A 24,165-nucleotide genomic window follows, 5' to 3' on the forward strand; every position below is an offset into this window, starting at 1 on the left:
GTGCCCTCCGCTTCGCTCCGGGCGGTTCGCGGCCCTGTTGGCCCGGTTCTTCCCTCCCTCCGCTCCTCCGCTTCGCTCCCCCGCTCCACTCAGTCCAGAACCGGGCGGGCCGCGAACTTCGGGGCGGACTTCCAGCGGACTGGAGTTGACCCGCGCCATTGCCTACAGGGCGAACACGGCAGGCCCGCCCGCACCATCGGTGCGGGCGGGCCTACTGTTCGTGCGGTCGGCTAGGACTTGGTCAACTCCACCGACTCCACCGGCTCGTCGTCCTCCTCGATCGCCGCGGCGAACTGCGCCTGGTACAGGCGGTAGTACGGGCCGTGGTTGGCCAGCAGCTGATCGTGCGTCCCGGTCTCGACGATGTGCCCCTTCTCCATCACCACGATCAGATCGGCGTCGCGGATCGTCGAGAGCCGGTGCGCGATAACGAAACTCGTGCGGTCCCGGCGCAGCGCCGCCATCGCGTGCTGCACCAGCAGTTCGGTGCGGGTGTCGACCGAGCTGGTGGCCTCGTCCAGGATGAGGATGGACGGCTTCGCCAGGAACGCGCGCGCGATCGTGATGAGCTGCTTCTCGCCGGCGCTGACGCCCGAACCCTCCTCGTCGATCATGGTCTCGTAGCCGTGCGGCAGGGCGTGCACGAAACGATCCACGTACGCGGCCCGCGCGGCCTCGATGATCTCGGCTTCGGAGGCGTTGGGATTGCCGTAGGCGATGTTCTCCCGGATGGTGCCGCCGAAGAGCCAGGTGTCCTGCAGCACCATGCCCATGCGCGACCGCAGCTGGTCACGGCTGATGCGGGTGATGTCCACCCCGTCGATGGTGATGGCGCCGGAATCCACCTCGTAGAACCGCATGAGCAGGTTCACCAGCGTGGTCTTTCCCGCGCCGGTCGGGCCGACGATGGCCACCACGTGCCCGGGTTCGGCGACCAGCGACAGCCCCTCGATGATCGGGGTGTCCGGCTCGTACCGGAAGGACACGTCCTCGAAGGCCACCCGGCCGCGATCCAGCGGCCGCTTGTCCTCGACCTCGGGATCGGGGACCTGCTCGTCCGCGTCCAGGATCTCGAAGATGCGCTCGGCCGAAGCCACGCCCGACTGCAGCAGATTGATCATCGAACCGATCTGCGTCAGCGGCTGGGTGAAGCCGCGCGAGTACTGGATGAACGCCTGCACCTCGCCCAGGGACAGCTGGCCCGAGGCCACCCGCAGCCCGCCGACGACGGCGATCAGCACGTAGTTCAGGTTTCCCAGGAACATGATGGTCGGCATGATCAGCCCGGAGATGAACTGCGATTTGAACGACGCCTGATACAGCTTGTCGTTGGTCTCGTCGAAACGCTGCCCGACCTCGCGCACGCGGCCGAACGCGCTCACCACCTCGTGCCCGGTGAACGCCTCTTCGACCTGCGCGTTGACCTCGCCGGTGGTCTTCCACTGATCCACGAAGTGCGGCTTGGAGCGCTTGGCGATCAGTGCGGTGGCGATGATCGCCAGCGGCACGGTGGCCAGCGCGATCAGCGCCAGCAGCCAGGAGATCCAGAACATCATGCCGAGGATGCCGATGACCGAGAGTACCGAGATGAGCAGCTGACTCATGGTCTGCGACAGCGACTGTGCCACGTTGTCGACATCGTTGGTGACGCGGCTCAGCACGTCGCCGCGCGGGGCGGCGTCGAAGTAGCTCAGCGGCAGGCGGTGGATCTTCTCCTCGATCTCGTTGCGCAGCCGCTTGACCGTCCGGTTGATGACGACGTTGAGCAGGTACGCCTCGAGCCAGCCGAAGACCGACGAGCCGATGTACAGCGCGAGCACGATGGCCAGCACATTGCCGACGGCGTGAAAGTCCACGCCCACACCGGGAATCACGTTCATGCTGGCGAGCATGTCGGCGAAGGTGTTGTCGCCGTTCTGGCGCAGCGACTCGACGGCCTGGTCCTTGGTGGTGCCCGGCGGCAGGCCCTGGCCCAGCTGTTTGCCGACCACGCCGTCGAAGATGAGGTTGGTGGCCCGGCCCAGGATCTGCGGACCCAGGGTGTTGAGCACCACCGATGCCACGGCGAGCACGAAAACGATTGTCAGATAGGTGCGCTCGGGCGCCAAACGGCGCAGCAGACGCTTGAGCGAAGGGCCGAAGGACCGCGCCTTGGCATCGGGCGCACCGGGATTCGGGGCTCCGGGCCTCATCGCACTTCCTCCGCGCTGAACTGCGACTCCACGATTTCCCTGTACTCCGAACAGTCCCTGAGCAATTGCTCGTGGGTGCCGATGCCGGCCATCGCGCCGTCCTCGAGCACCACGATCTGATCCGCGTCCCGGATGGTCGAGATGCGTTGCGCCACAATGATCACCGACGCGTCGGCGGTCTCGGGCCGGAGCGCGTCCCGCACCCGCACGTCGGTGGCGACGTCCAGCGCCGAGAAGCAATCGTCGAACAGGTAGACGCGCGGTTTGCGCACCAGTGCGCGGGCGATGGCCAGGCGCTGGCGCTGACCGCCGGATACCGTCGTACCACCCTGCGCGACAGGGGTTTCCAGGCCCTGCGGCATCTCCCGCACGAAGTCGGCGGCCTGCGCGATCTCCAGCGCGTGCCACAGCTCGTCGTCGGTCGCGTCCGGCTTGCCGTAGCGCAGGTTCGAGCCGACGGTGCCGGAGAACAGGTACGCCTTCTGCGGCACCAGGCCGATCTGGTTGCGCAGCAGCTCGAGATCGAGTTCGCGCACGTCGGTGCCGCCGACGTAGACCGCGCCGTCGGTGACGTCGATCAGCCGGGGAATCAGGTTGACCAGCGTGGTCTTGCCGGCGCCGGTCGCGCCGACGATGGCGGTGGTGGTCCCGGGCTCGGCGCGGAACCGGATCGACCGCAGCACCGGCTTCTCCGCGCCCGGGAACTTGAACTCCGCGAAGCCCAGCTCCACCGCGGCCGGATCGCCCCGGAAGGGTTGCGGCCGCTCCGGTTCGGCCACCGAGGACTCGGTTTCCAGCACCATGGCGATGCGCTCGGCGGACACCGTGGCGCGGGGGGCCATCATCGCCAGGAACGAGGCCATCATGACCGCCGTCAGGATCTGCATGATGTAGGACAGCATCGCGGTGAGCGAGCCGATCTGCATGGTGCCGTCGTCGACCGCGTGCCCGCCGAACCAGATCACCCCGACCGCGGTCACGTTCGAGATCAGCATGACCAGCGGGAACATCAGCGCCATGTAGCGGCCCACGAACAGCGACTGCTCGGTCAGCTCCGAGTTCGCGACGCCGAATCGCCACGCCTCCTGGCGTTCGCGAACGAAGGCGCGCACCACACGAATGCCCGTGATCTGTTCGCGCAGTACGCGATTGACCACGTCGATGCGTTCCTGCATGCGCCGGAATCCGGGCACCATGCGGGTGATGATGAAGGCCATCGACAACCCGAGCGCGGGCACCGCGATGAGCAGCAACCAGGACAGCGCCATGCTCTCGCGCAGCGCCATGACGATGCCGCCCACGCACATGATCGGGGCCATCACCAGGATGGTCGCGCTCATCAGAATGAGCAGCTGCACCTGCTGCACGTCATTGGTATTGCGGGTGATGAGCGAGGGCGCGCCGAAGACGCCGACCTCGCGCGCGGAGAAGGTGCCGACCCGGTGCAGCAGGGCCGCGCGCATATCGCGGCCCGCACCCATCGCCGCCTGGGAACCCAGGAAGACCGACAGGCCCTGGGCGATGATCTGCACGCCGGTGACCCCGAGCATGAGCAGGCCGGTGCTCCAGATGTAACCGATATCGCCCTTGGTGACGCCTTCGTCGATGATGTCGGCGTTGAGGCTCGGCAGGTAGAGCATGGCGATGACCGAGATCAGCTGAAGCACTACGACCCCCGCCAGCTGGGGGCGATAGGGCGCCAGATAGGTGCGGAGAAGTCTGATCAACATGATATTCGCAGGCTACCGGCAAGGGGTGCGGCCCGGAACGATGGTTTCGGGCGCGCCCCTGGCTATATGTCCGATTGGTCCAGATCGGGCCAGCTCTGCGCGGCGTTCCCGCCGGTGGCACGGGTGCGCCGGGTCCAGGCATCCGGATCGTGCAGCAGTTCGTCCAGGAAGGACGGGAGCAGATCGTGTGCGATGTCGGCGATGGTCACGCGTTCCAGCACGGAACGGATGTTCACCCGCAGGCCGATCCACACCCGCTGCAGGGGTTCGGCCGCGCCCGCGTAGTCCACATCCTCGGGCCGCTGCCCGCGCACCGAGGCCAGCGGGCCCTCCACCGCGCGAATGACATCGGCGATGCTGATCTGGGCGGCGGGCCGGCCGAGCCGATAACCGCCGTCCGGTCCGCGGCGACTGGTGACCAGACCACCCTTGCGCAGATCGGACACCACCGATTCCAGCACCTTGGGCGGGATGTCCTGGGCGCCGGAGATGGCGTCGGCTTTCACCGAATCCGATTGCGCCTTCGCGATTTCCACGAGGGTGCGCACCGCGTAATCAACCTTCGCGGTGATATGCACGGGTCCCCCTCACGAAATAAGTCGTCACTTTCTATCATTCCGGGCTCAGCACGCCGAGTGCGGCGTCGAGCAGTACGCGTTCGATGAGTTCTTCCGAGGCGTCGGGCACGCTGTCGCCGGACACCAGCGCGGCGCCCAGCACCTGGACCGCGGCGTGCGCGCGCAGCACCGCCTCGTCGCCGGCGGCCGGACCGGCCAGCCACGTGCACAGCCGGCGGCTCATCTCGATCAGGTCGGGATAGCGGTCACCGAGGGCGTTGAGGATGGCGACGGTGTCGCGCATGCACAGGGTGCCCGCGGTGCGGTGGCTCAGGCTCGACCGCAGATGCTCGGTGAGGACCGCGCGCACGCTGGCCGCGGAGTACACGCGGGCGTCCAGGCTCTCCACCAGGGTGCGCATGTCGTCGACCACGGGCTCGATGATCGCTTCGAGCAGATCGACCTTGGAAGCGTAGTGATAGTAGAGGGAGGCTTTTGTGATTCCTACCGCATCGGCCACCTCGCGCAGGCTGCTCTGCTCGAAACCTTTGCTGGCAAATAGCTCGATCGCGGCGTCCCGAATCGCAATTTTTGTGCTTCTACCTGCGGTAACAGTACCCGCCGCGCTCCGGACCACCATGCGATCATCCTCTCACCACTCGCCGGAGAGCGAGCCCCGTCGCTCATAATCGAGGTTGTTCCTCCGCTTAACTCCTCGGTAGTCTACCTACCGCACGGTAGGCAAATTTTCATGTGGAGGCGGGGAGCGTACCGACGAAGCTCCCGCGGCAGTGCTGTCTACCGCACATCAGCACATACACCAGCGCCCAGGAGAACCCGTCGTGTCCGTATACCTGTACCGGTGGGGCAAATTCGCCTTCCGCCGCAAATGGATCGTCCTGCCCGTCTGGCTCGTACTGTTCATGCTGCTCGGCGGGCTCGGCGCGCAGCTGAAAGAACCGATGAGCAATGACTTCAGCATGCCGGAGCTGCCGTCCGCTCGTGCCAACGAAATCCTCGACAAGCACTTCCCGGGCGCCTCGGAGGCGTTCAAGTTCGAGGCCGTGACCGGCACCTATGTCATCCAGGCGCCCGAGGGGCAGAAGCTCACCGACAAGAAGAACGTCGATGAGATCAACGCCCTGATCACCAAGATCGGTGAACTCGGCATCGTCGCCAAGGACAAGCCGATCGCGAACCCGGTCACCGAGGCGCAGGAGATGGGCTGCCTCGTGGACAAGCCCGACCTGTCCAAGTGCACCTCCGCACCGCTGAACGTGCTCAACGCCACCGAGCCGAATACGGTCGCGACGCTGAACGTTCCGTTCACCATCGCCAAGTTCAACGACATCACCGCCGAGAACCGCGAGGCCGCCTACCAGGTGGCGCAGGCCGCGCGCGACAACGGACTGACCGTGGAACTGAGCGGCTCCATCGCCATGGAGCAGGAACAGCCCAGCGGTAAGTCCGAGTTGATCGGCATGGCCGTCGCGCTGGTGGTCATGATGATCGCCTTCGGCGCGATCGTGGCCTCGTTCGTCCCGATCGTCACCGCCATCATCGGACTCGGCGCGGCCACCTCCCTCATCTTCGTCGGCACCTCGATCATCGAGGTACCGAGCTTCACCACGTTCCTCGCGTCGATGATCGGCATCGCGCTGTCCATCGACTACGCGTTGTTCATCGTGTCCCGGTACAAATCCGAACTGGCCGTGCAGGATTCACCCGAGGAGGCCGCAGGCGTCGCCCTGGGCACCGCGGGTTCGGCGGTCGTGTTCGCCGGTCTGACCGTCATCATCGCGCTCGGCGGCCTGAGCATGGTCGGCGTCGAGTTCATGACCTTCATGGGTCTGGGCGGCGCCATCGCGGCCGCGTTCGCGGTGCTCACGGCCATCACGCTGATGCCCGCGCTGATCGGCGCCATCGGCAAGTACCTGTTCAAGCCGAAGCTGCCGCTGGTCGCCAAGCACGACACGGCGGACGACACCAACGTCAGCAACGGCACCCGCTTCGCCCGCCTGATCGCCAAGGCCCCCGCGCTGACGCTGGGTCTGAGCGTGATCGTGCTGGGTCTGCTGGCGGCGCCGGCCGCCGGACTGCAGCTGGGCCTGCCGGGCGACGACAGCCTGCCCACCACCAGCACCGTCCGCAAGGCGTACGACGTGCGCACCGAGGGCTTCGGTGAGGGCAGCAACGGCGTGCTCATGGTCGTGGTCGATCTCGCCGACGTCGCCCCGGGCCAGCGTGAGCCCGCGGTGAACGCGCTGCGCGAGAAGCTCGAGGGCTACTCGGGCATGGCGTACGTGACCGAGCCGCAGCTCAGCAAGGACGGCGCGGGCGCGATGCTCAACGCCGTGCCGGAGCGCGGGCCGAACAACCAGGACACCAAGGATCTGGTGAGCGAGGCTCGTGACGCGGAAAGCGCTCTCGCGGAACAGTTCCCGGGCATGGCGTACGGCATCACCGGCACCACCGCCATCTACGCGGATGTCGACCACGTGCTGCTGAGCAAGATCGTTCCGTACCTGGCGCTGGTCGCCGGCGCGGCGTTCGTCCTGCTCATCCTGGTGTTCCGGTCCATCCTGGTGCCGCTCACCGCCGCCCTCGGCTTCCTGCTCTCGATGGCGGCCACCTTCGGCGCGACGGTGCTGATCTTCCAGGAGGGCGCGCTCGGCCTGATCTCCGATCCGCACCCGCTGGTGTCGTTCCTGCCGATCATGTTGATCGGCTTGGTCTTCGGCCTGGCCATGGACTACCAGGTGTTCCTGGTGACCCGGATGCGCGAGGAGTTCGTGCACGGCAAGTCCCCGAAGGAAGCCATGATCAGCGGTTACCACCACGGCGCCCGCGTGGTCGCCTCGGCGGCGATCATCATGATCTCGGTGTTCGGCTCCTTCATCCTGGAATCCGATCCCACCGCCAAGACCTTCGGTTTCGCGCTGGCCGCGGGCGTGCTGCTGGACGCCTTCATCGTCCGCATGATCCTGATCCCGTCCCTGCTGGTCCTGATGGGCAAGTGGGCCTGGTGGATTCCGGCGTGGCTGGACCGGATCCTGCCCGACATCGACGTCGAAGGGACCAAGCTGCGCGAGCTGCAGCGCAAGCCCGACGCCGTCGTCCTGGACAAGGACCCGGCCCCGGTCGGCTGATCGAACAACCCGAAACCCACTCGGCCCCCGTCCATTCCGGACGGGGGCCGAGTGCCGTTCCGGGCGCGCCCGGTCACCTCACCCGTTCAATCGCCCTGCCCCCGCTCGAGTTTCGATGCCAGCCGAGCCGCCAGCTCCGGCCGCGCCACCGCCATCCGCTCGACGTACGCGACCGCGTCCCCCACGCTGCGCAGGCTCGCCATGTCCTCGTCCGGAATGCTCACCCCGTACTTGTCCTCGAGCTGCACGGCGATCTCCACCAGGGACAGCGAATCGATCTCGAGATCGGCCACGAAGGACTGCTCGATCGAGATGCCCGCGGCCTCGATGCCGGTGACCTCCTCCACGATCTCGGCGATGCCCGCGATGATCTCTTCTCTGGTTGTAGCCACGATTTCCTTTCGGCCGCACTCGTTTCCGCCGCTACGCTAGGAACTCCAGCGGGGTGGAGGTGCAACAGCCTGTGACGAACGGCACACGAACGCCGCGCATCGGCATCGGGGAGCTGGCGCGCCGGACCGGCCTGGCGGTGCGCACGATCCGGTTCTATTGCGACGAAGGGCTGCTCGAGTCCGAGCGCAGCGGCGGCGGGCACCGGACCTTCGACGCGGATACCGCCGCCGAGCGACTGCGCCTGGTCCGGCGGCTGCGAGCGCTCGGGCTCGGACTGACGGCCATCGCCGAAGTGCTGCACGGGAATCGATCGATCGCCGAGGCGGTCGCGGCCGAAAGCGCCCGGGTGGAAAGCGAATTCCGGGCACTGGCCTGGCGACGGGCCGCGTTGCGGGCGATGGACGCGGCCGCGCCGCACCAGCGGGACGCCCGGCTCGCGCTGCTGGAGGTGGCGGGCGACGGCGACGCCGCGCACGAGCGCCTCGTCCGCTTCTGGCACCGCGCGCTGCCCCGGATTCCCCGGTACGAGATCGACGCCTGGGTCTGCTGGAACGTGCCGGAACCGCCCGGCGAGCCGACGGTCGCGCAGCTGCTGGACTACGCCGAGCTGACCGCGCTCGCCTGCGACCCGGAGCTGACCGACGCTGTGCGGCAGCAGCTCTGGCGTGCGGACCCGGCGTCGGTGCGTGATCCGCACCGGCTCTACGCCGCGGTCGGGGATGTCATGTGCGAGGTCGTGCGGCACGTCGGGGACGGGGTCGGGCCCCGGGCCGGGGCCGAGCTGGACCGGTTCGTGCGGGCGCACGCGGCGGCGCACGGCGAACGGGACTCACCCGGATTTCGCGCGCGGCTGGCGGCCGGGGCCGCGGACGGCGACCCGCGGGCGCGGCGCTTCTGGGCGCTGACCGCGCGGCTGCTCGACGACCGGGTCACCGTGGGGACCGCGCACGGCTGGCTGCGCGCGGCGCTGGCGGACGCCGCGGTCGTGAACTGAGGTCAGTCCCGCGGGGGCGGGGCGGCGTCCGGGTCGGTGGCCGGGGTGATCCGGCGGGGTTTGGCCATGCGGCGGATGCCGCCGAACGAGGTGGCGTCGTCGCCGGACCGTTTGCGGCGGAAGGCGGTGAGGTCGATGACACCGGCGTCCGGGCCGGAAGCGGGCTCGGCCGGCGCGGCGGGCGCCTCGAAGCCGGGCGGCGGAGACGCGGCGGGCCACCAGCCGGTCTCGCGCTGCAACTCCGAGCGGGTGACGGGGCGGGTCGGTGCGGGATCGTAGAGGGGAACTCCGTCGGGCTGCCACTGCCGGCGCGGTGGCTCGGCGGGCTCCTCGGTCATGCGCCGGGGACGGCGGGGCAGGCGGGTCAGCCTGGCCGATGCGCCGTCATCGTCCGCGGCGGGCGGATCCGTCTCGGCCGGATCGGTTTTCGCGGCCTCGAGACGTTCGAGCTTGCGGCGTAGTCGTTCCACCGCGTCGAACCTGTTCGCGTCGGGCTCCGGTAGCGAACCCCGTCCCGGCATCTCCCACTCCGACATGGGATCAGCCGCCGGCGGGGGCCGTGGCATCGGTCGGCACCGCGGCCGCCGATACCCCGGACTGCTGTCTGAGTGTGCTGAACGTATTCGTCATGTCCGTATTCTCCCTCAGCCCGGCGACACTCGGTTCCACGCGACATCACGGTCGACATCGATGGCGCCGAACGATCGAGTTCCACACCGAAATCGGGCCTGCAGTATCCAGCATAGGAAAAGCCCCCCACCTGACCAGCAGGTGAGGGGCTTTCGCAGCGGTGGCGGAGGGATTTGAACCCTCGGAGGGGGGTTACCCCTCACACGCTTTCGAGGCGTGCTCCTTAGGCCGCTCGGACACGCCACCGCCGGTGACTTTACCGGACCCGACCGCGAATACCGAAATCGGCTGGAGAGAGCGCTAAAGACGCTGCGATCGGAAGAAATCGTCCAGGAGAGAGACACATTCGGACTCCAGGATTCCGCCCCGCACCTGAGGCCGATGGTTGAGACGTCGGTCACGCACCACGTCCCACAGCGAGCCGACCGCACCGGTCTTGGGTTCCCAGGCCCCGAAGACGAGTTTGCCCACCCGGGCGAGCACCAGCGCACCCGCGCACATGGTGCAGGGCTCGAGGGTCACCGCGAGGGTCGCGCCCTCGAGCCGCCAGCCGTCGCCCGCGACCCGGGCGGCCGCGCGCAGGGCGAGCACCTCGGCGTGCGCGGTCGGATCACCCAGGGCCTCGCGGGCGTTGGCGGCACGCGCGAGCTCGGTGCCGTCGGCGGCGAACACGACCGCGCCGACGGGCACGTCGCGATCGCCGGCGGCGGCCGCGGCGTCGATGGCCGCCCGGATCATCGCCTCGTCGGAGCGCATCGGCGGGATCAGCGCGGGAGTTTGTCCAGCACGGCCGACAGCTCGTTGGCGAAGCCCAGGCGCTGGGCGATCATGCCGAGCTGTTCGTCCGGGTAGAGATCGGTCTCGGCGAGGATGACGCTCAGCACCGGCTCGGGCAGGCCGAGATCGGACAGCACGCCGAGGTCGCCCTCCTCCCACGGATCGATGTCGTCGAGTTCGTCCGGATCGATGTCCGGGATCTCGATGTTCAATTCCTCGAGGACGTCGGCGGCGATGTCATAGTCGATCGCCGCGGTCGCGTCGGAGAGCAGAATCCGGCTGCCGGTCGGCCCCGGTCGCAGGATGACGAAGAATTCGTCGTCGATATCGAGCAGGCCGAAGACCGCGCCGGAGGCCCGCAGCTCCCGGATCTCGTCCTCGGCCGCGGACAGACTGTGCAGTGCCGCCGCGCTCAGCGGCGTCACTTTCCAGTTGGCTTCTTCGCGGACAACCGCTACTGCGAACCCTTCCACGTCGTCGTACTCATCCGACGCCGCCCTGTTCGTGCTCGAGCGCTGTGCTGCCATGGGCGCAACGGTAGTCCGCTTCGGGGGAAATGTTGAAGTCGTATGCCAATCTGATCGCATGACGGGCCATTCCAAAGCTGCCGTGTGTGTCCTGGGCGCCGGTTTGATCGGCGGGTCGGTGCTGCGCGCCGCCACCGCGGCCGGATACGAGGCGTGGGGATTCAATCGGTCCGAGGCCGGCGTGCGCGCGGCGCGGGCCGATGATTTCGACGTGCTCGGCGATATCGAGACCGTGCTGCGGCGGGCCGCGAAACAGGACGCGCTCATCGTCGTCGGGGTGCCCATGCCCGCGGTCGATCGAATCCTGTCCGACGTGAAGATCTTCGCGCCCGAGTGCGCGCTCACCGATGTGGTCAGCGTGAAGGCCCCGGTGGCCGCGGCCGTGCACGCGCACGAGCTCGGCGCCACCTACGTCGGCGGGCACCCCATGGCCGGGACCAGCGAGTCCGGCTGGGCCGCCACCACCCCGGATCTGTTCCAGCGCGCGGCGTGGGCGGTGAGCGTGGATCCGGGCGTGCCGCGCGACACCTGGGAGCGGGTGACCCGGCTGGCCCTGGACTGCGGCTCGGTCGTGGTCCCGGTGCTGTCCGAGGAGCACGACCGCGCGGTCGCGCGGATCTCGCATCTGCCGCACGTGCTGGCCGAGGCACTGGCGATCGCGGGCGCGAACGGCGGTCCGCTGGCCCTGGGCCTGGCGGCCGGATCGTTCCGGGACGGCACCCGGGTGGCGGGCACCGCGGCGGACCTGGTGCGGGCCATCTGCGAACCGAACGCGGCGGCCCTGCTCGAGGTGCTGGACGACACCCTGCGGGTGCTGAACGACGCGCGCGCGAGTCTGCACTCCGGCGGGACCATCGCCCAGCTGGCCGAGGCCGGGCACGACGCCCGGGTGGACTACGAGGACAACGAGCGCTTCGCCATCACCGACATTCGCCCCGGGGACCCGGATTGGCGCGAGCGCCTGGCCGATGCCGGGCGCAGCGGGGGCGTCATCGAATCGCTCTGAGCCGCGCACCGGAGCTGAGCCGCGCGCCGGAGCGGACGCCGAGCGGGCTCAGACCCGTTCGGCCAGACCGGGATAGTCGAGCACGAAACCGTCGGTGTCCACGGTGACGGTGGCGCTGGAGACCGGCGACAGCACGTGGATGCCGTCCGCACCGCTGCTGTAGGTGACGCTCGCCTCCTGCACGAGCAGATCCGGCAGGCGCACGTAGACGACCGGGACCTGCACGTCCTCGCTGGCGTGCGCCAGCCCGTACCGGCGGATGGGCAGGGTGTTGAAGAACGGGCTCAGCACCACGTCCACGTCGAGCGCGCCGCCGAAGGTGGAGCGCACGTGCGTGTTCCCCGCGTCGATCAGCCAGTAGTTCTCCTCGTCGCGGGCGATCGAGGCGTGTCTCTCCCCGGTGGCCAGGGTGCTGCGCAGCGAGAGCCTGCGGGTCACCCCGTTCTCGTCGGTGACCAGATCGTAGGAGGCGCTGAAGGCGGGGTGATCGGCGCAGTCGCCGGCGATGATGCGGCCCGCGGCGCGAATTCGATTGCCGCTCAGCACCACCCGAACCGATTCCATCCGGGACGCGTTGTGCGCCCGCCAGGTCAGGATCGACGGCCATTTGGCCGCCGCCGGTTTCGAGTCCTCGCTTCCGCTCTCCGTCACGCCTATAACCGTACGTGCAGGTGTTCTTGGTCCGGTGATCACGCGCGGGCCGGAGTAGTCCGTTGTGCCTGGTGTTGCGGGAGAGCGGCACGGGGACACTCGAGTAACGTATTCGCGGGCATACGGGGACACAGGGTCGGAAGGAAATGTTGTGGCTGGCGCGCGGATGGTCGGGCTGTTCGCCGGGATCGGCGGGCTCGAACTCGGACTCGCCGCGCACGGCTGGGACAGCGAACTGCTCTGTGAGATCGACGCCGGGGCGCAGGCGGTGCTGGCCGCGCGCTTTCCCGGGGTCGATCTGCACTCGGATGTGAAGCGCCTGCGCTCGCTGCCCGCCGGCACCGAATTGGTGGCCGCGGGCTTCCCCTGCCAGGACCTGTCCCAGGCCGGCCGCACCGCCGGAATCACCGGCGCCCGTTCGGGATTGGTGGACGAGGTGTTCCGCCTGGTGCGGCGCAGACGCGGACCCCGCTGGCTGCTGATGGAGAACGTGCCGTTCATGCTGCAACTGGGTGGCGGCGCGGCCATGCGGCACATCACCGCCGCGCTGGAGGAACTCGGCTACACCTGGGCGTACCGGGTGGTCGACGCCCGCTCGTTCGGCCTGCCCCAGCGCCGCCAGCGGGTGCTCATGCTGGCCTCGCGCACCGAGGATCCGCGCCCGGTGCTGTTCGGCGCGGACGCCGGGCCGCACACCGTCGGCGATCCGGAACACGATCCGTGCGGCTTCTACTGGACCGAGGGCAATCGCGGGCTCGGCTGGGCGGTCAACGCGGTGCCGACCCTCAAGGGCGGTTCGGCGCTGGGCATCGCGAGCCCGCCCGCGGTGCGGCTGCCCTCGGGTGAGCTCGTCACCCCCGGCATCACCGACGCCGAACGACTACAGGGCTTCGATCGGGATTGGACCACCCCGGCGCTGGAGGTGCCCGGCGTGCGCGCGGGTCATCGCTGGAAGCTGGTCGGCAACGCGGTGAGCGTGCGCATGGCGGAATGGGTCGGCTCACGGCTGGCCGATCCGGCCGACGACGACTTCCCCGAGGGCATCCCGCACATCCGCCGGGCCTGGCCGGACGCGGCGTGGGGCCGCGACGGCGCGGTGTTCCGGGTTCCGGTGTCCACCTGGCCCGTGCACGCGCCGTACGAGGATCTGCGCTGGTTCCTGGACGATGTCCGGCTGCTCTCGGCGCGCGCCACCGCGGGCTTCCTGCGCCGCACCACCATGGGCACGCTGCGCTTCCCGCCCGGTTTCATCGCCGATGTGGAGAACCACCTCGATCGCATGGGCGGCTTCCCGCGCGAGGCCGCCTAGCCCGCACGCCGGAACCGCCCGGCACTTGCCGCGCCCGCGCGCCGCGTGTAACCAGGAGTGGCCCCGGCCATCGCGGGGCCCGTGCACGCAGGAGTCCCATGACCTTTCATCCGAGCGACCCGGCGCGGTGAGCGCGCGACCGGGGACCGATGCCGCGACCAGTGCGCGCATGGCAAAGCAGAAGCGGGCCGGGACCAAACCCGAGGTGGCCCTGCGGCGGGAGCTGCACCGGCGCGGCGCCCGGTATTTCGTGGATCGCGCGCCGTTGCCGAAGCTGCGCCGGCGGGCGGATCTCGTGTTCCCGCGCCGCCGGGTCGCGGTGTACGTGGACGGCTGTTTCTGGCACAGCTGCCCCGAGCACGCCACCTTTCCCAAGAACAACGCCGAGTGGTGGGCCGAGAAGCTGGCGGGGAACGTGGCCCGCGACCGCGATACCGACGCCCGGCTCGCGGCGGCGGGCTGGACGGTGGTGCGGGTCTGGGAGCACGAGCCCGCCGCGGCCGCCGCCGACCTGGTCATGCGGATTGTGACCAGCGCGCCCGGTGGCCGTTCCGGACCGGTGGGCAACAATGGAGCTATCAGCGGACAGACCGACCGGTCCGGACAGGAGTGACGCCCACCGAAAGCGAGATCCGGCGATGACGCCCACCGAGCGACTCCAGGCGCAAACCGACTCCGCGGCCCCCGCCGCCTCCCGCATCCGCCGCGTCCTGCAGTGGTGCGTGGTCGCGTGCATCGCCCTGGCGGGCATCACGTACTCCTCCTGGGTCCTGGAGTTCGTGCTCCCGATCGACGCCGACCCCACCGACACCTTCCTGAGCCAGCTCGCCGAGGAGGGCGCGCCCTACAACTGGGTCTTCACCACCGGCGACACCGTGACCGGTGTGCTGCTGGCCCTGGCTGGCCTGGGCGGGCTGATCCTGTTCACCCCGCGCCGGCGCTACTTCACCATCGGCTGGATCGCCCTGCTGTGCTTCGGCCTGGCCACCATCGCGGACGCGCAGTGGTCGCTGAAGCCGGCCGACCCGAACTCGCCGCGGCCGGACGGCGGCCTGTTCCCGCAGCTGCACCAGGTGCACGCGCTCACCAGCAGCGTGTCGGTGTTCGCCATCTTCATCGCGATGGTGGCCTTCACCGTGGGCGCGTTCAAATACCGAAAGTGGCCGGTACTGCGGCACACCGGGCTCTGGATCCTGATCCTGGGCTCGGCGGTGACCGCGTGGATGCTGATCGCGGACAACCTGCCCGGCGACTACGGCCTCGGGATCGCCCAACGCATCCAGGTCGGCGCGATGTCGCTGTGGTTGCTCGCGCTCGCGGTGCAAATCGCTGTGGCCGAACGAGATTCGCCGGCTCCCGTTAGGGTCGGCTGGTGACCAGCGAAGCACCGGAACTCACCGGGATACCCGACCGGCTCGACACCGTCGCGGCCGCGACGGCCCGCCTGCTCCACACCGCCGAACACCTGCAGGACGCGGATCTGGTGGATCCCTCCCTGCTCCCGGGCTGGACCCGCGGGCATGTGCTGGCCCATCTGTCGCGCAACGCGGACAGCCTGGTGAATCTGCTGCTGTGGGCGCGCACCGGCATCGAAACCCCGCAGTACGCAAGCGCGTTCCTGCGCGAGGCCGATATCGAGGCGGGTGCGCCGCGCCCGCTGCGCGAGCAACTCGAGGATCTGGCCGCCGCCTCCGAACGCTGGCTGTCCCTGGCTCGCGTCATGCCCGCCGACCGCTGGCCCACCCCGGTCCGCAATCGCGCGGGCGGCGAGGTGCCCGCGACCCGCGTGCCCTGGATGCGCCTGCTGGAGGTCGAGATTCACCACGTGGACCTCAATAGTGGCTACACCCCGGCTGATTGGCCCTCGGCCTTCGTGGACCGCCTTTTGCCGGTCACCGTGGCGGACCGGGCGGCCGCCGGCGGCCCCGGATTCACCGTGCGGGCCACCGACACCGGCTACACCGGCGTCGTGGGCGAGCCCGAGACCGAGATCACCGGCTCCGCCGCGGCCCTGGCCGCCTGGCTGATCGGCCGCTCCCCCGGCACGGACCTCACCGGCGACCTGCCGCCCCTGACCGCCTGGAAGTGAGTAACGCCACACTCGCGTCGCCGGCGCGAAGGTGATTGCGCCGCAACGCGATCGAGGCCCCCGACACAACGAAAGCGGTCCCGCACCTGCTGGTGCGGGACCGCCTACTGTGCGCCCGAAGGGATTCGAACCCCTAACCTTCTGATCCGTAGTCAGATGCTCTATCCGTTGAGCTACGGGCGCATGGTTATTCAGTTGGTCTAGCAGCCCGGCGAACCGGGCTTGGCGGAGGCGAGAGGATTTGAACCTCCGGTCCCCGTGAAGGGACAACTCATTAGCAGTGAGTCCCATTCGGCCGCTCTGGCACGCCTCCTGGAGCCTTCTCTTACGAGGGCGCCGGTCCTTTCGAACCGCCGGGACGAAAGATTACACAGGGGTTGACCAATAGGCAAAACGGCTGGTCAACGCAGGTGACTGTCGAACCAATCGAAGATTCTGGCCTGTGCGTCGAGCACGCTGTCGTCCTCGCGGGCGGCGGGGTCGAAACCGGGATGGTCGGGACGGTGCGCCAGACCCGGGTAGGTGACGACCAGGGTGGCCACGTCCGCGCGGGCGGCCGAGTCGCGCAGGCGGTCGACCTGTTCGGGCGGGGTGCGCGGATCGTCGGCGCCGAAGAGCGCGAGCCAGGGCGCCTTGAGGCCGGGCGCGGCCGCTTCCAGGGCCACGGCCTGCGGGGTGAGCGGGGCGTCGATCCCGGGGGCGGCGATGCTGACCGCGGCGCCGAGCCGGCGATTGGTGGCCACCAGGGCGGCGGCGGTTCCGGCCGAGTCGAAGCCGATGACCCCCACGCAGTCCTGGAAGACCCCGCGACCGGTCAGCCATTCGAAGCAGGCGTCGAAATCGGCGAACAGGTCTGCGCCGAAGACCTGATCCGGATGCGCTCCGTTGATCACCGGCGAGTCCACCGGATCTGCCGCCCGCGGTTCCTCCCGATGGAACAGGTCCGGCGCGATGACGGTCCACCCGTCGTCGGCCAGCGACCGCATGAGTTCCAGCAATGGGTCGGTGAATTCGCGTGATTCGTGCAGGACGACGATGCCACCGCGCGCGTAACCATCGGGTTCGATCACGGTGAGGGGTACTCCGGTCGCGTCGTGCACGGGCGCTAGATCTCGGTAAATGCCCGCCATGGAGCCAGCGTAGTTGCGCTAGATAAATTCGCGATAAATCTTTTGAGAGGTGCTGGGATCCGGCGGAATTCCGCTACGGCCGATAGTGCGGCAACATTTCAGCGGCGTTGCCGCAATGCTGCCGGCGCGCCCCGGGACAGGCCGCGCGGCGGCGTTCGGGGCCGCTGCGAACACCACCCGGATATCGCCCGGACCCCGCAACATAGGGTGGAGGGGTGAGCGCGCACATCCGTCCGGACCTCGAAGCCATTCCGGCGTACGTCGCCGGCCGCAGCAATCCGGGGGCGGTGAAGCTGGCCAGCAACGAGACCACTTTCCCGCCGCTGCCCTCGGTCGCCAAGGCCATCGCCGAGGCCGCCGAAGTGGTGAACCGGTATCCCGATAATCAGGCCGTCGAATTGCGCACGGCCATCGCGGAATTCCACGGCGTCGGGGTGGAGAACGTCGCGGCCGGTTGCGGGAGTGTGGCCATCTGCCAGGAACTGGTGCAGATCACCTGCCTCGCACCCGAAGACGAAGTGCTGTTCGCCTGGCGCTCGTTCGAGGCGTACCCGATCGTGACCCGGGTGGCCGGGGCCAAGGCCGTGCAGGTGCCGCTGGACAGCGAGTTCACCCATGACCTGGACGCCCTGGCGGCGGCGGTGACCCCGAACACCCGCGTGGTGTTCGTCTGCAACCCGAACAACCCCACCGGTACCGCGCTGGGCCAGGCGGAACTGGCGCGCTTCCTGGATCTGGTGCCCGCGAACGTGCTGGTGGTGCTGGACGAGGCGTACTACGAGTACCTGCGGCTGCCGGATCAGCCCAACGGCGTCGAATTGGGCCGGACCCGGCCGAATGTGCTGGTGCTGCGCACGTTTTCGAAGGCGTACGGCCTGGCCGGGCTGCGCGTGGGTTACGCGGTCGGCGATCCGGCGGTCATCACCGCGCTCATGAAGGTGCACATCCCCTTCAGCGTGAACCGGCTGGCGCAGGCCGCCGCCATCGCCTCCCTGGAGGCCAAGCACGAACTCCTCGAACGCACCGATGCCGTTGTGGCCGAGCGTGATCGCATTCGGGACGCGCTGCTGGCGGCGGGCTACCGGGTCCCCGCCAGCGAGGCGAACTTCGTCTGGCTGCCGCTCGGCGAGCAGAGCGTGGCCTTCGGCGAGGCGAGCGCGGCGGCGGGCGTGCTGGTGCGGCCCTACGGCGCCGACGGCGTGCGGGTCACCGCGGGCGATCCGCACGAGAACGATCTGTTCCTGGCCTTCGCCACCGATCCGGCCGTCGCGGCGCGGTTCGCGGGCTGAGGGTCCCCGCGGACGCCCTCGCCGCCGCGCCCGCGGCGGCATGCGGCGGTCCCGACCCGCACCGGCCGATCCCCGGGTCCGGGGTCAGCCGATCCCCAGGCCGGCGGCCAGCGTCGGCCACGATCGGGGCAGTTCCTCGGCCCAGTACGGCCACGAATGGGTTCCGGTCAGCCGCCGGTTGACCGTCGCCGGGATGCCCAGCTGCCCGAGGCGCTCGGCGAGCTGCTGGGTGCACATGTCCGAACCGGCCTCGATCGGCCCGCCGAACATGATGGCGCTGCGCATGTCCGGATTGGCGGGTGTGTCGTACTGGCCGGGCAGCCCGCTGCCCGAGGACAGGTAGATGGCCTTGCCGCGCAGGCGGTCGGCCTGGTTCAGCACGTCGTGCGCCGCCCAGGCCGGATCCTCCGCGGGCCCGAACATATTGTCCGGATCGCCGCCGAAGGTGCCGATCACCGCGCGCGCCTGCGCCTGGCCGAAGTCCGAACTCATTGCGTAGCAGCCGCTGTGCGCCGCCACCGCCCGGTACAGGTCCGGGTGGCGCACCGCGAGCATCATGGCCGCCTCGGCGCCCATGGAGACGCCGGTGAGCGCGTTCACGCCGTTGCCGGCGAAGCGGGCGTCCAGCAGCGGCGGCAGCTCGCGGGTGAGGAAGGTCTCCCAGCGGTTGGTGCCGAGTTTGGCGTCGGCCTGCTGCCAGTCCGTGTAGTAGCTGGCGGGCCCGCCGAGGGTGAAGACCACGTTGACGTTCTTGTCGGCGAAGAAATCCACCGCGCCGCCCTGCTGTGCCCAGTTGTTGGCGTCGGGGGCGGCGGCGCGGCCGTCGAGCATGTAGACGGTCGGGCGGGGGCCGGTGCGCTCGGCGGGTAGCAGCACCTGGACGTCGACCGTGCGGGCCATGGCCGGTGAGGACACCGAGACCTGGACCAGCCTGTCACCGATGTTCTCCACGCGGCGGATGGCAGCGCGGGTGGGGTGGGACGGGTCGAGTCCGGGTGGGGGTTCGTCGTTGGATCCGGAACCGCCCACGGGCGGTGGTTCCGCGAGCGAGAGCGGAGAGGTGAGTACCGCCGCACCGGCGAGAAGTGCGGCGCTGGCAAGGGCGCCGACGAGGCGACGCCGTACATGACGGCGGCTGTCCACCCGGCCATCCTGCCAGAAAATCTCACTCGGCGGCGAGGTCCCGCTCCCAGCGAGTCTCCACATCGGTGAAGCGCCACACCGCTATTGCCACCGCCCAGGTGCCCGCGAACAGGCCGACGATGACGAATCCGAGATCGCCGAGATCGAGATTTCCGATCCAGCCGACGAAACCCGAAGTGATGTCGAGGCGTTCGACGAAAATGGAGATGATCTCCTGTACGCCGATGAGCAGCGCCACCGCCACGGACAGGCCGGTGATCACCAGGTTGTAGTAGATCTTGCGCACCGGGCGGGCGAAGGCCCAGTCGTAGGCGTAGCTCATGAACGAACCGTCCAGTGCGTCGAAAAGCGTCATTCCGGCCGAAAAGAGCACGGGCAGTACGAGAATCGAGTACCACGGCAATCCGGTCGCCGCCGCGCCGCCGGCGATGACCAGCAGGCCCACCTCGGTCACGGTGTCGAAGCCCAGGCCGAACAGCAGGCCCACCGGGTACATCTGCCAGGGCTTGCGCACCAGACGGACCACCGGGCCCAGCACGCGATTGAGCAGGCCGCGATTGTCGAGGGCGCGTTCCAGGCGCTCCTCGTCGAGTTCGCCCGCGCGCATGCGCCGGAAGACCTTCCAGATCCCCAGCAGCGCCGCCAGATTCAGCAGGCCGATGGCGATCAGGAAGAGCCCGGACACGCTGGTGCCCCACAGCCCGGTCCAGGTCTGCAGGGACGAGTTCTCGTCCTCGAGCGGTCCGATCAGCGCGCGCACGCCCATGGCCAGCAACCCGACCATCAGGAAGACGATGCTGGAATGTCCCAGGGCGAACCAGAATCCGACGGTGTGGGTGCGTTCGCGCCCGTGTTCGGCGACGAGTTTGCGCGTGGTGTTGTCGATGGCCGCGATGTGATCGGCGTCGAACGCGTGCCGCATGCCCAGGGTGTAGGCGGTGACGCCGAGCCCGACCCCGAATACCGCGCCCTGCACCTGATAGTGCCCGGGGACCACGAACAGCAAAAGGGTGCCCCACCCGAGCACGTGCAGCGCCGCCACCGCGAGACCCATACCGACCCAGCTACGCACAAGACACCTCGATACTTCCGAACCCGATGACGCCTACGGCGACACCCCGCTCGAAAAGCGATGTGCCGCCGTAGGTCTCGATTCTCGGCCGTAACCGAACGATCCGCGACTCGGCACGCGAGGGTTCGTGATCGCGGATCGGGCAGCGGAAGCGGAGGGATTTGAACCCCCGGTTGCTTTCACAACGCTCGCTTTCAAGGCGAGTGCATTCGGCCGCTCTGCCACGCTTCCAGGGGCTCGATCCTAACAGTGCCCCGCCGCGGGTCGCGCGCTCCCGTTTTCCGGGGCGGCCGCGGGCCGGGTGCGCGCCGGTCGGTCCGCCGGCTGATCGGTGGCGATATCGACCACCTCCAGCGCGGCGGCGACGGCGGCGAGCTGCTGCGGGGTGAGCATGTCGATGAAGTAGTGCCGGACCGCGGCCACGTGGCCGGGCGCGGCGGCGCGCAGGCGGCGCAGCCCCTCGTCGGTGAGCTGGGCCAGTACCCCGCGGCCGTCGTCCGCGCAGGCGGTGCGCAGGACCATGCGCTGCGCCTCGAGCCGCCGGATCTGATGGGTGAGACGGCTGCGCGAGGAGAGCACGCCGTCGGCGAGATCGCTCATGCGCAGCGCCCGGCCGGGCGCCTCGGAGAGCTTCACCAGAATCCGGTAGTCGGCCAGGGACAGCGCGCTGTCGCGCTGGAGCTGGCGGTTGAGTTCGGCCATCAAACGCTGACTGCCGTCCATGTACGCCCGCCACGCGCGCTGCTGTTCCGGGGTGAGCCACCTCGGTTCGGCCGCGACGCGGCCCCCGGGTTCGACAATCACGCGAACAGTCTAGCCAAGCGAACGTTCCGAGCCCGCCCGAGCAGCGAAAACAGCACGCCCGTAACCCTTTCAGGCACGACTGATCATGGTGCGGTTCAGTTCCGCCGGGGTGGTGCAGCCCGAGAGGCCCATGGCCGAATCGAAGTCCGCCAGCAGTGCGCGCAGCGCGTGCCGTACGCCGTCGCGGCCCGCGATGCCGAGCCCGTACGCCCAGGGCCTGCCGTAGAGCACGGCCCGCGCGCCGAGCGAGAGCGCGATCATGACATCGGAGCCGCCGCGCACCCCGGAGTCGAAGAGCACCTCGGCGCGGTCGCCGACGGTGGCCACGATGGTGGGCAGCGCGTCCAGCGCCGCGACGGCGCCGTCCACCTGGCGGCCGCCGTGATTGCTCACGATCACCGCGTCCGCGCCCGCGTCCACGCACTGGCGGGCGTCGTCGGGGTGCACCACGCCCTTGACCGCGATGGGCAGCGAGGTCCATTCGCGCAACCGGGAGATGTCGGCGGGCCGCAGGCCGTGATTGCCGAACAGCCCGACCCAGGTGAGGATCGCCGTGCGCATCGCCTCCTCGCTCTCCTCCGGCGGCGCGGGGAGTTTGGCGCGGAAGACCGGATCGGCGAGGTAGTTGGCGATGCCCTGCCCGTGCAGGAACGGCAGGTGCCCGAGTTCCAGATCGCGGGGCCGCCACCCCAGCGCGGGGGTGTCGACGGTGACGACAATCGCTTTGGCCCCGGCCTTTTCGCCGCGCTCGACGAACGAGCGGGCCAGCTCGGGGTCGTTGGGCCAGTACAGCTGGTACCACCACTCCCCCGCGGCCGCGCCGGCTTGTTCGATCGTGGTGGAGGCGGCGGTGGAGAGCACCATGCCGATGCCGAGTTCGCGGGTCACCTCGGCGACCACGGCCTCGCCGCGGTCGTGCAGCAGCCCCAGCACGCCGATGGGCGCGGTGAGAACGGGCGCGGCCAACGTGGTGCCGAGCACCTCGACCGAGAGATCCCGTGCGCCCGGCGCGCTCGCGCCGCGCAGGACCCGGGGCATGAGCCGGTATTTCTCGAAGGCCGCGACATTGGCGACGGCGGTGCGCTCGGCCGACGCGCTGCCCGCCACGTAGGCGAAGGCCGCCGGATCCAGGACCTCCCGCGCGCGGCGCTCCAGACCCGCCGCCGTCAGCGGTAGCGCGGGCAACACGCCCGCGAGTCCGGCGAGATATATCTCGTTCTGGAAGTCGACGAAACCGCTCATCGCGCACACGCTAGCGGGTGCCGCCCGCGCGCGCGGACTGTCGGAAATTCTTTCCCGGAGCGTAACTTCCGGAAAGGTTCCGGCTATCGGCCGCGGCGCGGATCGCGATCATTCGCGCGCACACGAACCAGCACACGCGGCTGGTCGGCGGCGATGAAACCGGAAATGGCCATCGCGGCCAACAGGGTCATGGCACCCAGAGCGGTCAGAAAGCCGATCATGGATTCTCCTTTCAGGGGCATTGATTCCCACGGCGCCGCACCAGCGCGTCCGGCATCGTGTTCGACTCCACCGTGTACCACGAAGCTGACAGGATGCTGTGCGCTCGCCGAGGACGGCCTGACAGTAATCGCCCGGACGCCGTCGTAGGCTCGTTTTCATGTATGCGGTAGCTCTCGACGGATTCGGCGATCCCGAGGTCATGGCCTGGACGCAGGTCGAGGACCTGCCCGCACCGGGGCCCGGGGAGGTGATTGTCGAGGTCGCGGCCGCCGGGGTGAATCGCGCCGACCTGCTGCAGCGGCGCGGGCTGTATCCGCCGCCGCCGGGGGCGAGCCCGATCCTCGGACTCGAGTGCTCGGGCACGGTCGCGGCGACCGGGCCGGGGGTCACCGAGCCGCGGGTGGGCGATCGGGTGTGCGCGCTGCTGTCCGGCGGCGGCTACGCCGAACGGGTCCTGGTGCCCGCGACGCAGGTGCTGCCGATCCCCGCGGGTCTGGATGTGGTTGCGGCGGCGGCGCTTCCGGAGGTGGCGGCGACCGTCTGGTCCAACCTGGTCATGACCGCGGGCCTGCACCGCGGGCAATTGCTGCTGGTTCACGGCGGCGGCAGCGGGATCGGCACCCACGCCATCCAGGTGGCGCGGGCGCTGGGCGCGCGGGTGGCGGTGACCGCCGGGTCCGATCGCAAGCTGGCGCGCTGCCGGGAATTGGGCGCGGACATCCTCATCAATTACCGCGAACAGGATTTCGTGGAGGTGCTGGCGGCCGAAAAGCCCGGCGCCGACATCATTCTCGACAATATGGGCGCAGCCTATCTGGATCGCAATGTGCGGGCGCTGGCCGAGGACGGGCAACTGGTGGTGATCGGCATGCAGGGCGGGGTGAAAGCGGAATTGGATCTCGCGGCGCTGCTCGGCAAGCGCGGCACCATCCACGCCACCAATCTGCGCCGCCGCCCGGCCGCCGGGCCCGGCGGCAAGGCCGAGATCATGATCGAGCTGCGCGAGCACCTGTGGCCGCTCGTCGCCGAGGGCGCGGTCGCCCCGATCATCTCCGCGGAGTTGCCCATCACCGAAGTGGCACAGGCACATCGGCTGCTCGACTCGCCCGACACCGTCGGCAAGGTTGTACTGCGGGTGAACTGACCGACCTGACACCCCCGCAACAAGGTTCGCGGCCGTCTCGTTCTGGACTGAGTGGAGCGGGGGAGCGAAGCGGAGGAGCGGAGGGAGGGAAGAACGAGACCTCCGGGCCGCGAAC

The 24,165-nt window shown here is 69.3% G+C and carries 24 protein-coding genes and 4 tRNA genes; 9 read left to right on the forward strand and 19 right to left on the reverse strand.

What is annotated here, in order from left to right:
- Positions 1-230: 230 nt before the first annotated feature.
- The 4 genes from ABZ319_RS33865 to ABZ319_RS33880 all read right to left on the reverse strand — a co-directional run bounded on the left by ABZ319_RS33865 (position 231) and on the right by ABZ319_RS33880 (position 5,119).
- Positions 231-2,192: an ABC transporter ATP-binding protein gene (locus ABZ319_RS33865; RefSeq protein WP_354990631.1), complete on the reverse strand. Its 1,962-nt coding sequence runs from the start codon at positions 2,190-2,192 to the stop codon at positions 231-233.
- Positions 2,189-3,922: an ABC transporter ATP-binding protein gene (locus ABZ319_RS33870; protein ID WP_354990632.1), complete on the reverse strand. Its 1,734-nt coding sequence runs from the start codon at positions 3,920-3,922 to the stop codon at positions 2,189-2,191. Before ABZ319_RS33870 ends, ABZ319_RS33865 begins: the two co-directional genes overlap by 4 nt.
- Before the next feature lie 62 nt (positions 3,923-3,984).
- Positions 3,985-4,500, reverse strand: a complete 516-nt coding sequence (locus ABZ319_RS33875) for an Rrf2 family transcriptional regulator (RefSeq protein ID WP_354990633.1) — start codon at positions 4,498-4,500, stop codon at positions 3,985-3,987.
- 34 nt (positions 4,501-4,534) lie between these two features.
- Positions 4,535-5,119, reverse strand: coding sequence for a helix-turn-helix domain-containing protein (locus tag ABZ319_RS33880; RefSeq protein WP_354990634.1), 585 nt, complete (start codon positions 5,117-5,119; stop codon positions 4,535-4,537).
- A gap of 202 nt (positions 5,120-5,321) precedes the next feature.
- On the opposite strand from ABZ319_RS33880, the gene ABZ319_RS33885 reads away from it, so the two are divergent.
- Entirely contained in the window at positions 5,322-7,628 is a 2,307-nt protein-coding gene (locus ABZ319_RS33885) for an MMPL family transporter (protein ID WP_354990635.1), read from the forward strand.
- 86 nt (positions 7,629-7,714) lie between these two features.
- On the opposite strand, the gene acpM is transcribed toward ABZ319_RS33885, so the two are convergent.
- Positions 7,715-8,020: a meromycolate extension acyl carrier protein AcpM gene (gene acpM, locus ABZ319_RS33890; protein WP_354990636.1), complete on the reverse strand. Its 306-nt coding sequence runs from the start codon at positions 8,018-8,020 to the stop codon at positions 7,715-7,717.
- A gap of 71 nt (positions 8,021-8,091) precedes the next feature.
- Here acpM and ABZ319_RS33895 point away from each other — a divergent pair, with 71 nt between their 5' ends.
- Entirely contained in the window at positions 8,092-9,015 is a 924-nt protein-coding gene (locus ABZ319_RS33895) for a MerR family transcriptional regulator (protein WP_354990637.1), read from the forward strand.
- Positions 9,016-9,017: 2 nt separating this feature from the next.
- Here ABZ319_RS33895 and ABZ319_RS33900 read toward each other — a convergent pair whose 3' ends face one another.
- From ABZ319_RS33900 to ABZ319_RS33915, 4 genes are all read right to left on the reverse strand, one after another.
- Positions 9,018-9,536: a hypothetical protein gene (locus ABZ319_RS33900; protein ID WP_354990638.1), complete on the reverse strand. Its 519-nt coding sequence runs from the start codon at positions 9,534-9,536 to the stop codon at positions 9,018-9,020.
- Between the two features lie 267 nt (positions 9,537-9,803).
- Positions 9,804-9,891: transfer RNA gene (locus ABZ319_RS33905), tRNA-Ser, on the reverse strand.
- A 54-nt stretch (positions 9,892-9,945) separates the two neighbouring features.
- Positions 9,946-10,401 (reverse strand): nucleoside deaminase, encoded by a 456-nt coding sequence (locus ABZ319_RS33910; protein WP_354990639.1) that lies wholly within the window; start codon positions 10,399-10,401, stop codon positions 9,946-9,948.
- Positions 10,402-10,409: 8 nt separating this feature from the next.
- On the reverse strand, positions 10,410-10,949 hold the full coding sequence (locus ABZ319_RS33915) for a tRNA adenosine deaminase-associated protein (protein ID WP_354990640.1): 540 nt from the start codon (positions 10,947-10,949) through the stop codon (positions 10,410-10,412).
- A 58-nt stretch (positions 10,950-11,007) separates the two neighbouring features.
- On the opposite strand from ABZ319_RS33915, the gene ABZ319_RS33920 reads away from it, so the two are divergent.
- Complete coding sequence (locus tag ABZ319_RS33920) at positions 11,008-11,955, forward strand: prephenate dehydrogenase (RefSeq protein ID WP_354990641.1); 948 nt, start codon at positions 11,008-11,010, stop codon at positions 11,953-11,955.
- Between the two features lie 48 nt (positions 11,956-12,003).
- Here ABZ319_RS33920 and ABZ319_RS33925 read toward each other — a convergent pair whose 3' ends face one another.
- A complete protein-coding gene (locus ABZ319_RS33925) occupies positions 12,004-12,606 on the reverse strand; it encodes a putative glycolipid-binding domain-containing protein (protein WP_354990642.1) in 603 nt (200 codons plus the stop codon).
- A 166-nt stretch (positions 12,607-12,772) separates the two neighbouring features.
- On the opposite strand from ABZ319_RS33925, the gene dcm reads away from it, so the two are divergent.
- The 4 genes from dcm to ABZ319_RS33945 all read left to right on the forward strand — a co-directional run bounded on the left by dcm (position 12,773) and on the right by ABZ319_RS33945 (position 16,004).
- Positions 12,773-13,915, forward strand: a complete 1,143-nt coding sequence (gene dcm / locus ABZ319_RS33930; protein ID WP_354990652.1) for a DNA (cytosine-5-)-methyltransferase — start codon at positions 12,773-12,775, stop codon at positions 13,913-13,915.
- Positions 13,916-14,042: 127 nt separating this feature from the next.
- The gene (locus ABZ319_RS33935; protein ID WP_354990643.1) at positions 14,043-14,528 is read left to right on the forward strand and encodes a very short patch repair endonuclease; all 486 of its coding nucleotides are present in this window, start codon (positions 14,043-14,045) and stop codon (positions 14,526-14,528) included.
- Positions 14,529-14,553: 25 nt separating this feature from the next.
- Complete coding sequence (locus ABZ319_RS33940; RefSeq protein ID WP_354990644.1) at positions 14,554-15,291, forward strand: DUF998 domain-containing protein; 738 nt, start codon at positions 14,554-14,556, stop codon at positions 15,289-15,291.
- Positions 15,288-16,004: a maleylpyruvate isomerase family mycothiol-dependent enzyme gene (locus ABZ319_RS33945; RefSeq protein WP_354990645.1), complete on the forward strand. Its 717-nt coding sequence runs from the start codon at positions 15,288-15,290 to the stop codon at positions 16,002-16,004. Before ABZ319_RS33940 ends, ABZ319_RS33945 begins: the two co-directional genes overlap by 4 nt.
- A 110-nt stretch (positions 16,005-16,114) precedes the next feature.
- Here the strand turns inward: ABZ319_RS33945 and ABZ319_RS33950 are convergent.
- The 3 genes from ABZ319_RS33950 to ABZ319_RS33960 form a co-directional block, all read right to left on the reverse strand.
- Positions 16,115-16,187: transfer RNA gene (locus ABZ319_RS33950), tRNA-Arg, on the reverse strand.
- Positions 16,188-16,227: 40 nt separating this feature from the next.
- Positions 16,228-16,317 (reverse strand) — tRNA-Ser (locus ABZ319_RS33955).
- An 88-nt stretch (positions 16,318-16,405) separates the two neighbouring features.
- Entirely contained in the window at positions 16,406-17,134 is a 729-nt protein-coding gene (locus ABZ319_RS33960) for a dienelactone hydrolase family protein (protein ID WP_354990646.1), read from the reverse strand.
- A gap of 215 nt (positions 17,135-17,349) precedes the next feature.
- Between ABZ319_RS33960 and hisC the strand changes: the two genes are divergently transcribed.
- On the forward strand, positions 17,350-18,423 hold the full coding sequence (hisC, locus tag ABZ319_RS33965) for a histidinol-phosphate transaminase (protein ID WP_354990647.1): 1,074 nt from the start codon (positions 17,350-17,352) through the stop codon (positions 18,421-18,423).
- An 84-nt stretch (positions 18,424-18,507) separates the two neighbouring features.
- On the opposite strand, the gene ABZ319_RS33970 is transcribed toward hisC, so the two are convergent.
- From ABZ319_RS33970 to ABZ319_RS33995, 6 genes are all read right to left on the reverse strand, one after another.
- Positions 18,508-19,566 (reverse strand): alpha/beta hydrolase family protein, encoded by a 1,059-nt coding sequence (locus tag ABZ319_RS33970; RefSeq protein WP_354990648.1) that lies wholly within the window; start codon positions 19,564-19,566, stop codon positions 18,508-18,510.
- A gap of 22 nt (positions 19,567-19,588) precedes the next feature.
- Positions 19,589-20,620: a HoxN/HupN/NixA family nickel/cobalt transporter gene (locus ABZ319_RS33975; RefSeq protein ID WP_354990653.1), complete on the reverse strand. Its 1,032-nt coding sequence runs from the start codon at positions 20,618-20,620 to the stop codon at positions 19,589-19,591.
- A 164-nt stretch (positions 20,621-20,784) separates the two neighbouring features.
- Positions 20,785-20,869 (reverse strand) — tRNA-Ser (locus ABZ319_RS33980).
- A 12-nt stretch (positions 20,870-20,881) separates the two neighbouring features.
- Positions 20,882-21,439, reverse strand: a complete 558-nt coding sequence (locus ABZ319_RS33985) for a MarR family transcriptional regulator (protein ID WP_354990654.1) — start codon at positions 21,437-21,439, stop codon at positions 20,882-20,884.
- Positions 21,440-21,511: 72 nt separating this feature from the next.
- Positions 21,512-22,684: an alpha-hydroxy-acid oxidizing protein gene (locus tag ABZ319_RS33990; protein WP_354990649.1), complete on the reverse strand. Its 1,173-nt coding sequence runs from the start codon at positions 22,682-22,684 to the stop codon at positions 21,512-21,514.
- Between the two features lie 83 nt (positions 22,685-22,767).
- The gene (locus ABZ319_RS33995) at positions 22,768-22,905 is read right to left on the reverse strand and encodes a hypothetical protein (protein ID WP_354990650.1); all 138 of its coding nucleotides are present in this window, start codon (positions 22,903-22,905) and stop codon (positions 22,768-22,770) included.
- Between the two features lie 158 nt (positions 22,906-23,063).
- On the opposite strand from ABZ319_RS33995, the gene ABZ319_RS34000 reads away from it, so the two are divergent.
- A complete protein-coding gene (locus tag ABZ319_RS34000; protein ID WP_354990651.1) occupies positions 23,064-24,050 on the forward strand; it encodes an NAD(P)H-quinone oxidoreductase in 987 nt (328 codons plus the stop codon).
- Positions 24,051-24,165: the final 115 nt, after the last annotated feature.

The organism is Nocardia sp. NPDC005978 (assembly GCF_040614455.1).
Classification (GTDB): Bacteria; Actinomycetota; Actinomycetes; order Mycobacteriales; family Mycobacteriaceae; genus Nocardia.

Bases quoted from the DNA above. Each gene is read 5' to 3' on its own strand.
- ABZ319_RS34000 (WP_354990651.1), top strand. From the start codon at position 23,064: ATGTATGCGGTAGCTCTCGACGGATTCGGCGATCCCGAGGTCATGGCC.
- ABZ319_RS33880 (WP_354990634.1), bottom strand. From the start codon at position 5,119: ATGGTGGTCCGGAGCGCGGCGGGTACTGTTACCGCAGGTAGAAGCACA.
- ABZ319_RS33990 (WP_354990649.1), bottom strand. From the start codon at position 22,684: ATGAGCGGTTTCGTCGACTTCCAGAACGAGATATATCTCGCCGGACTC.
- ABZ319_RS33960 (WP_354990646.1), bottom strand. From the start codon at position 17,134: ATGGCGGGCATTTACCGAGATCTAGCGCCCGTGCACGACGCGACCGGA.
- dcm (WP_354990652.1), top strand. From the start codon at position 12,773: ATGGTCGGGCTGTTCGCCGGGATCGGCGGGCTCGAACTCGGACTCGCC.
- ABZ319_RS33865 (WP_354990631.1), bottom strand. From the start codon at position 2,192: ATGAGGCCCGGAGCCCCGAATCCCGGTGCGCCCGATGCCAAGGCGCGG.
- ABZ319_RS33870 (WP_354990632.1), bottom strand. From the start codon at position 3,922: ATGTTGATCAGACTTCTCCGCACCTATCTGGCGCCCTATCGCCCCCAG.
- ABZ319_RS33910 (WP_354990639.1), bottom strand. From the start codon at position 10,401: ATGCGCTCCGACGAGGCGATGATCCGGGCGGCCATCGACGCCGCGGCC.
- ABZ319_RS33920 (WP_354990641.1), top strand. From the start codon at position 11,008: ATGACGGGCCATTCCAAAGCTGCCGTGTGTGTCCTGGGCGCCGGTTTG.
- ABZ319_RS33940 (WP_354990644.1), top strand. From the start codon at position 14,554: ATGACGCCCACCGAGCGACTCCAGGCGCAAACCGACTCCGCGGCCCCC.
- ABZ319_RS33900 (WP_354990638.1), bottom strand. From the start codon at position 9,536: ATGCCGGGACGGGGTTCGCTACCGGAGCCCGACGCGAACAGGTTCGAC.
- ABZ319_RS33995 (WP_354990650.1), bottom strand. From the start codon at position 22,905: ATGATCGGCTTTCTGACCGCTCTGGGTGCCATGACCCTGTTGGCCGCG.
- ABZ319_RS33975 (WP_354990653.1), bottom strand. From the start codon at position 20,620: ATGGGTCTCGCGGTGGCGGCGCTGCACGTGCTCGGGTGGGGCACCCTT.
- ABZ319_RS33915 (WP_354990640.1), bottom strand. From the start codon at position 10,949: ATGGCAGCACAGCGCTCGAGCACGAACAGGGCGGCGTCGGATGAGTAC.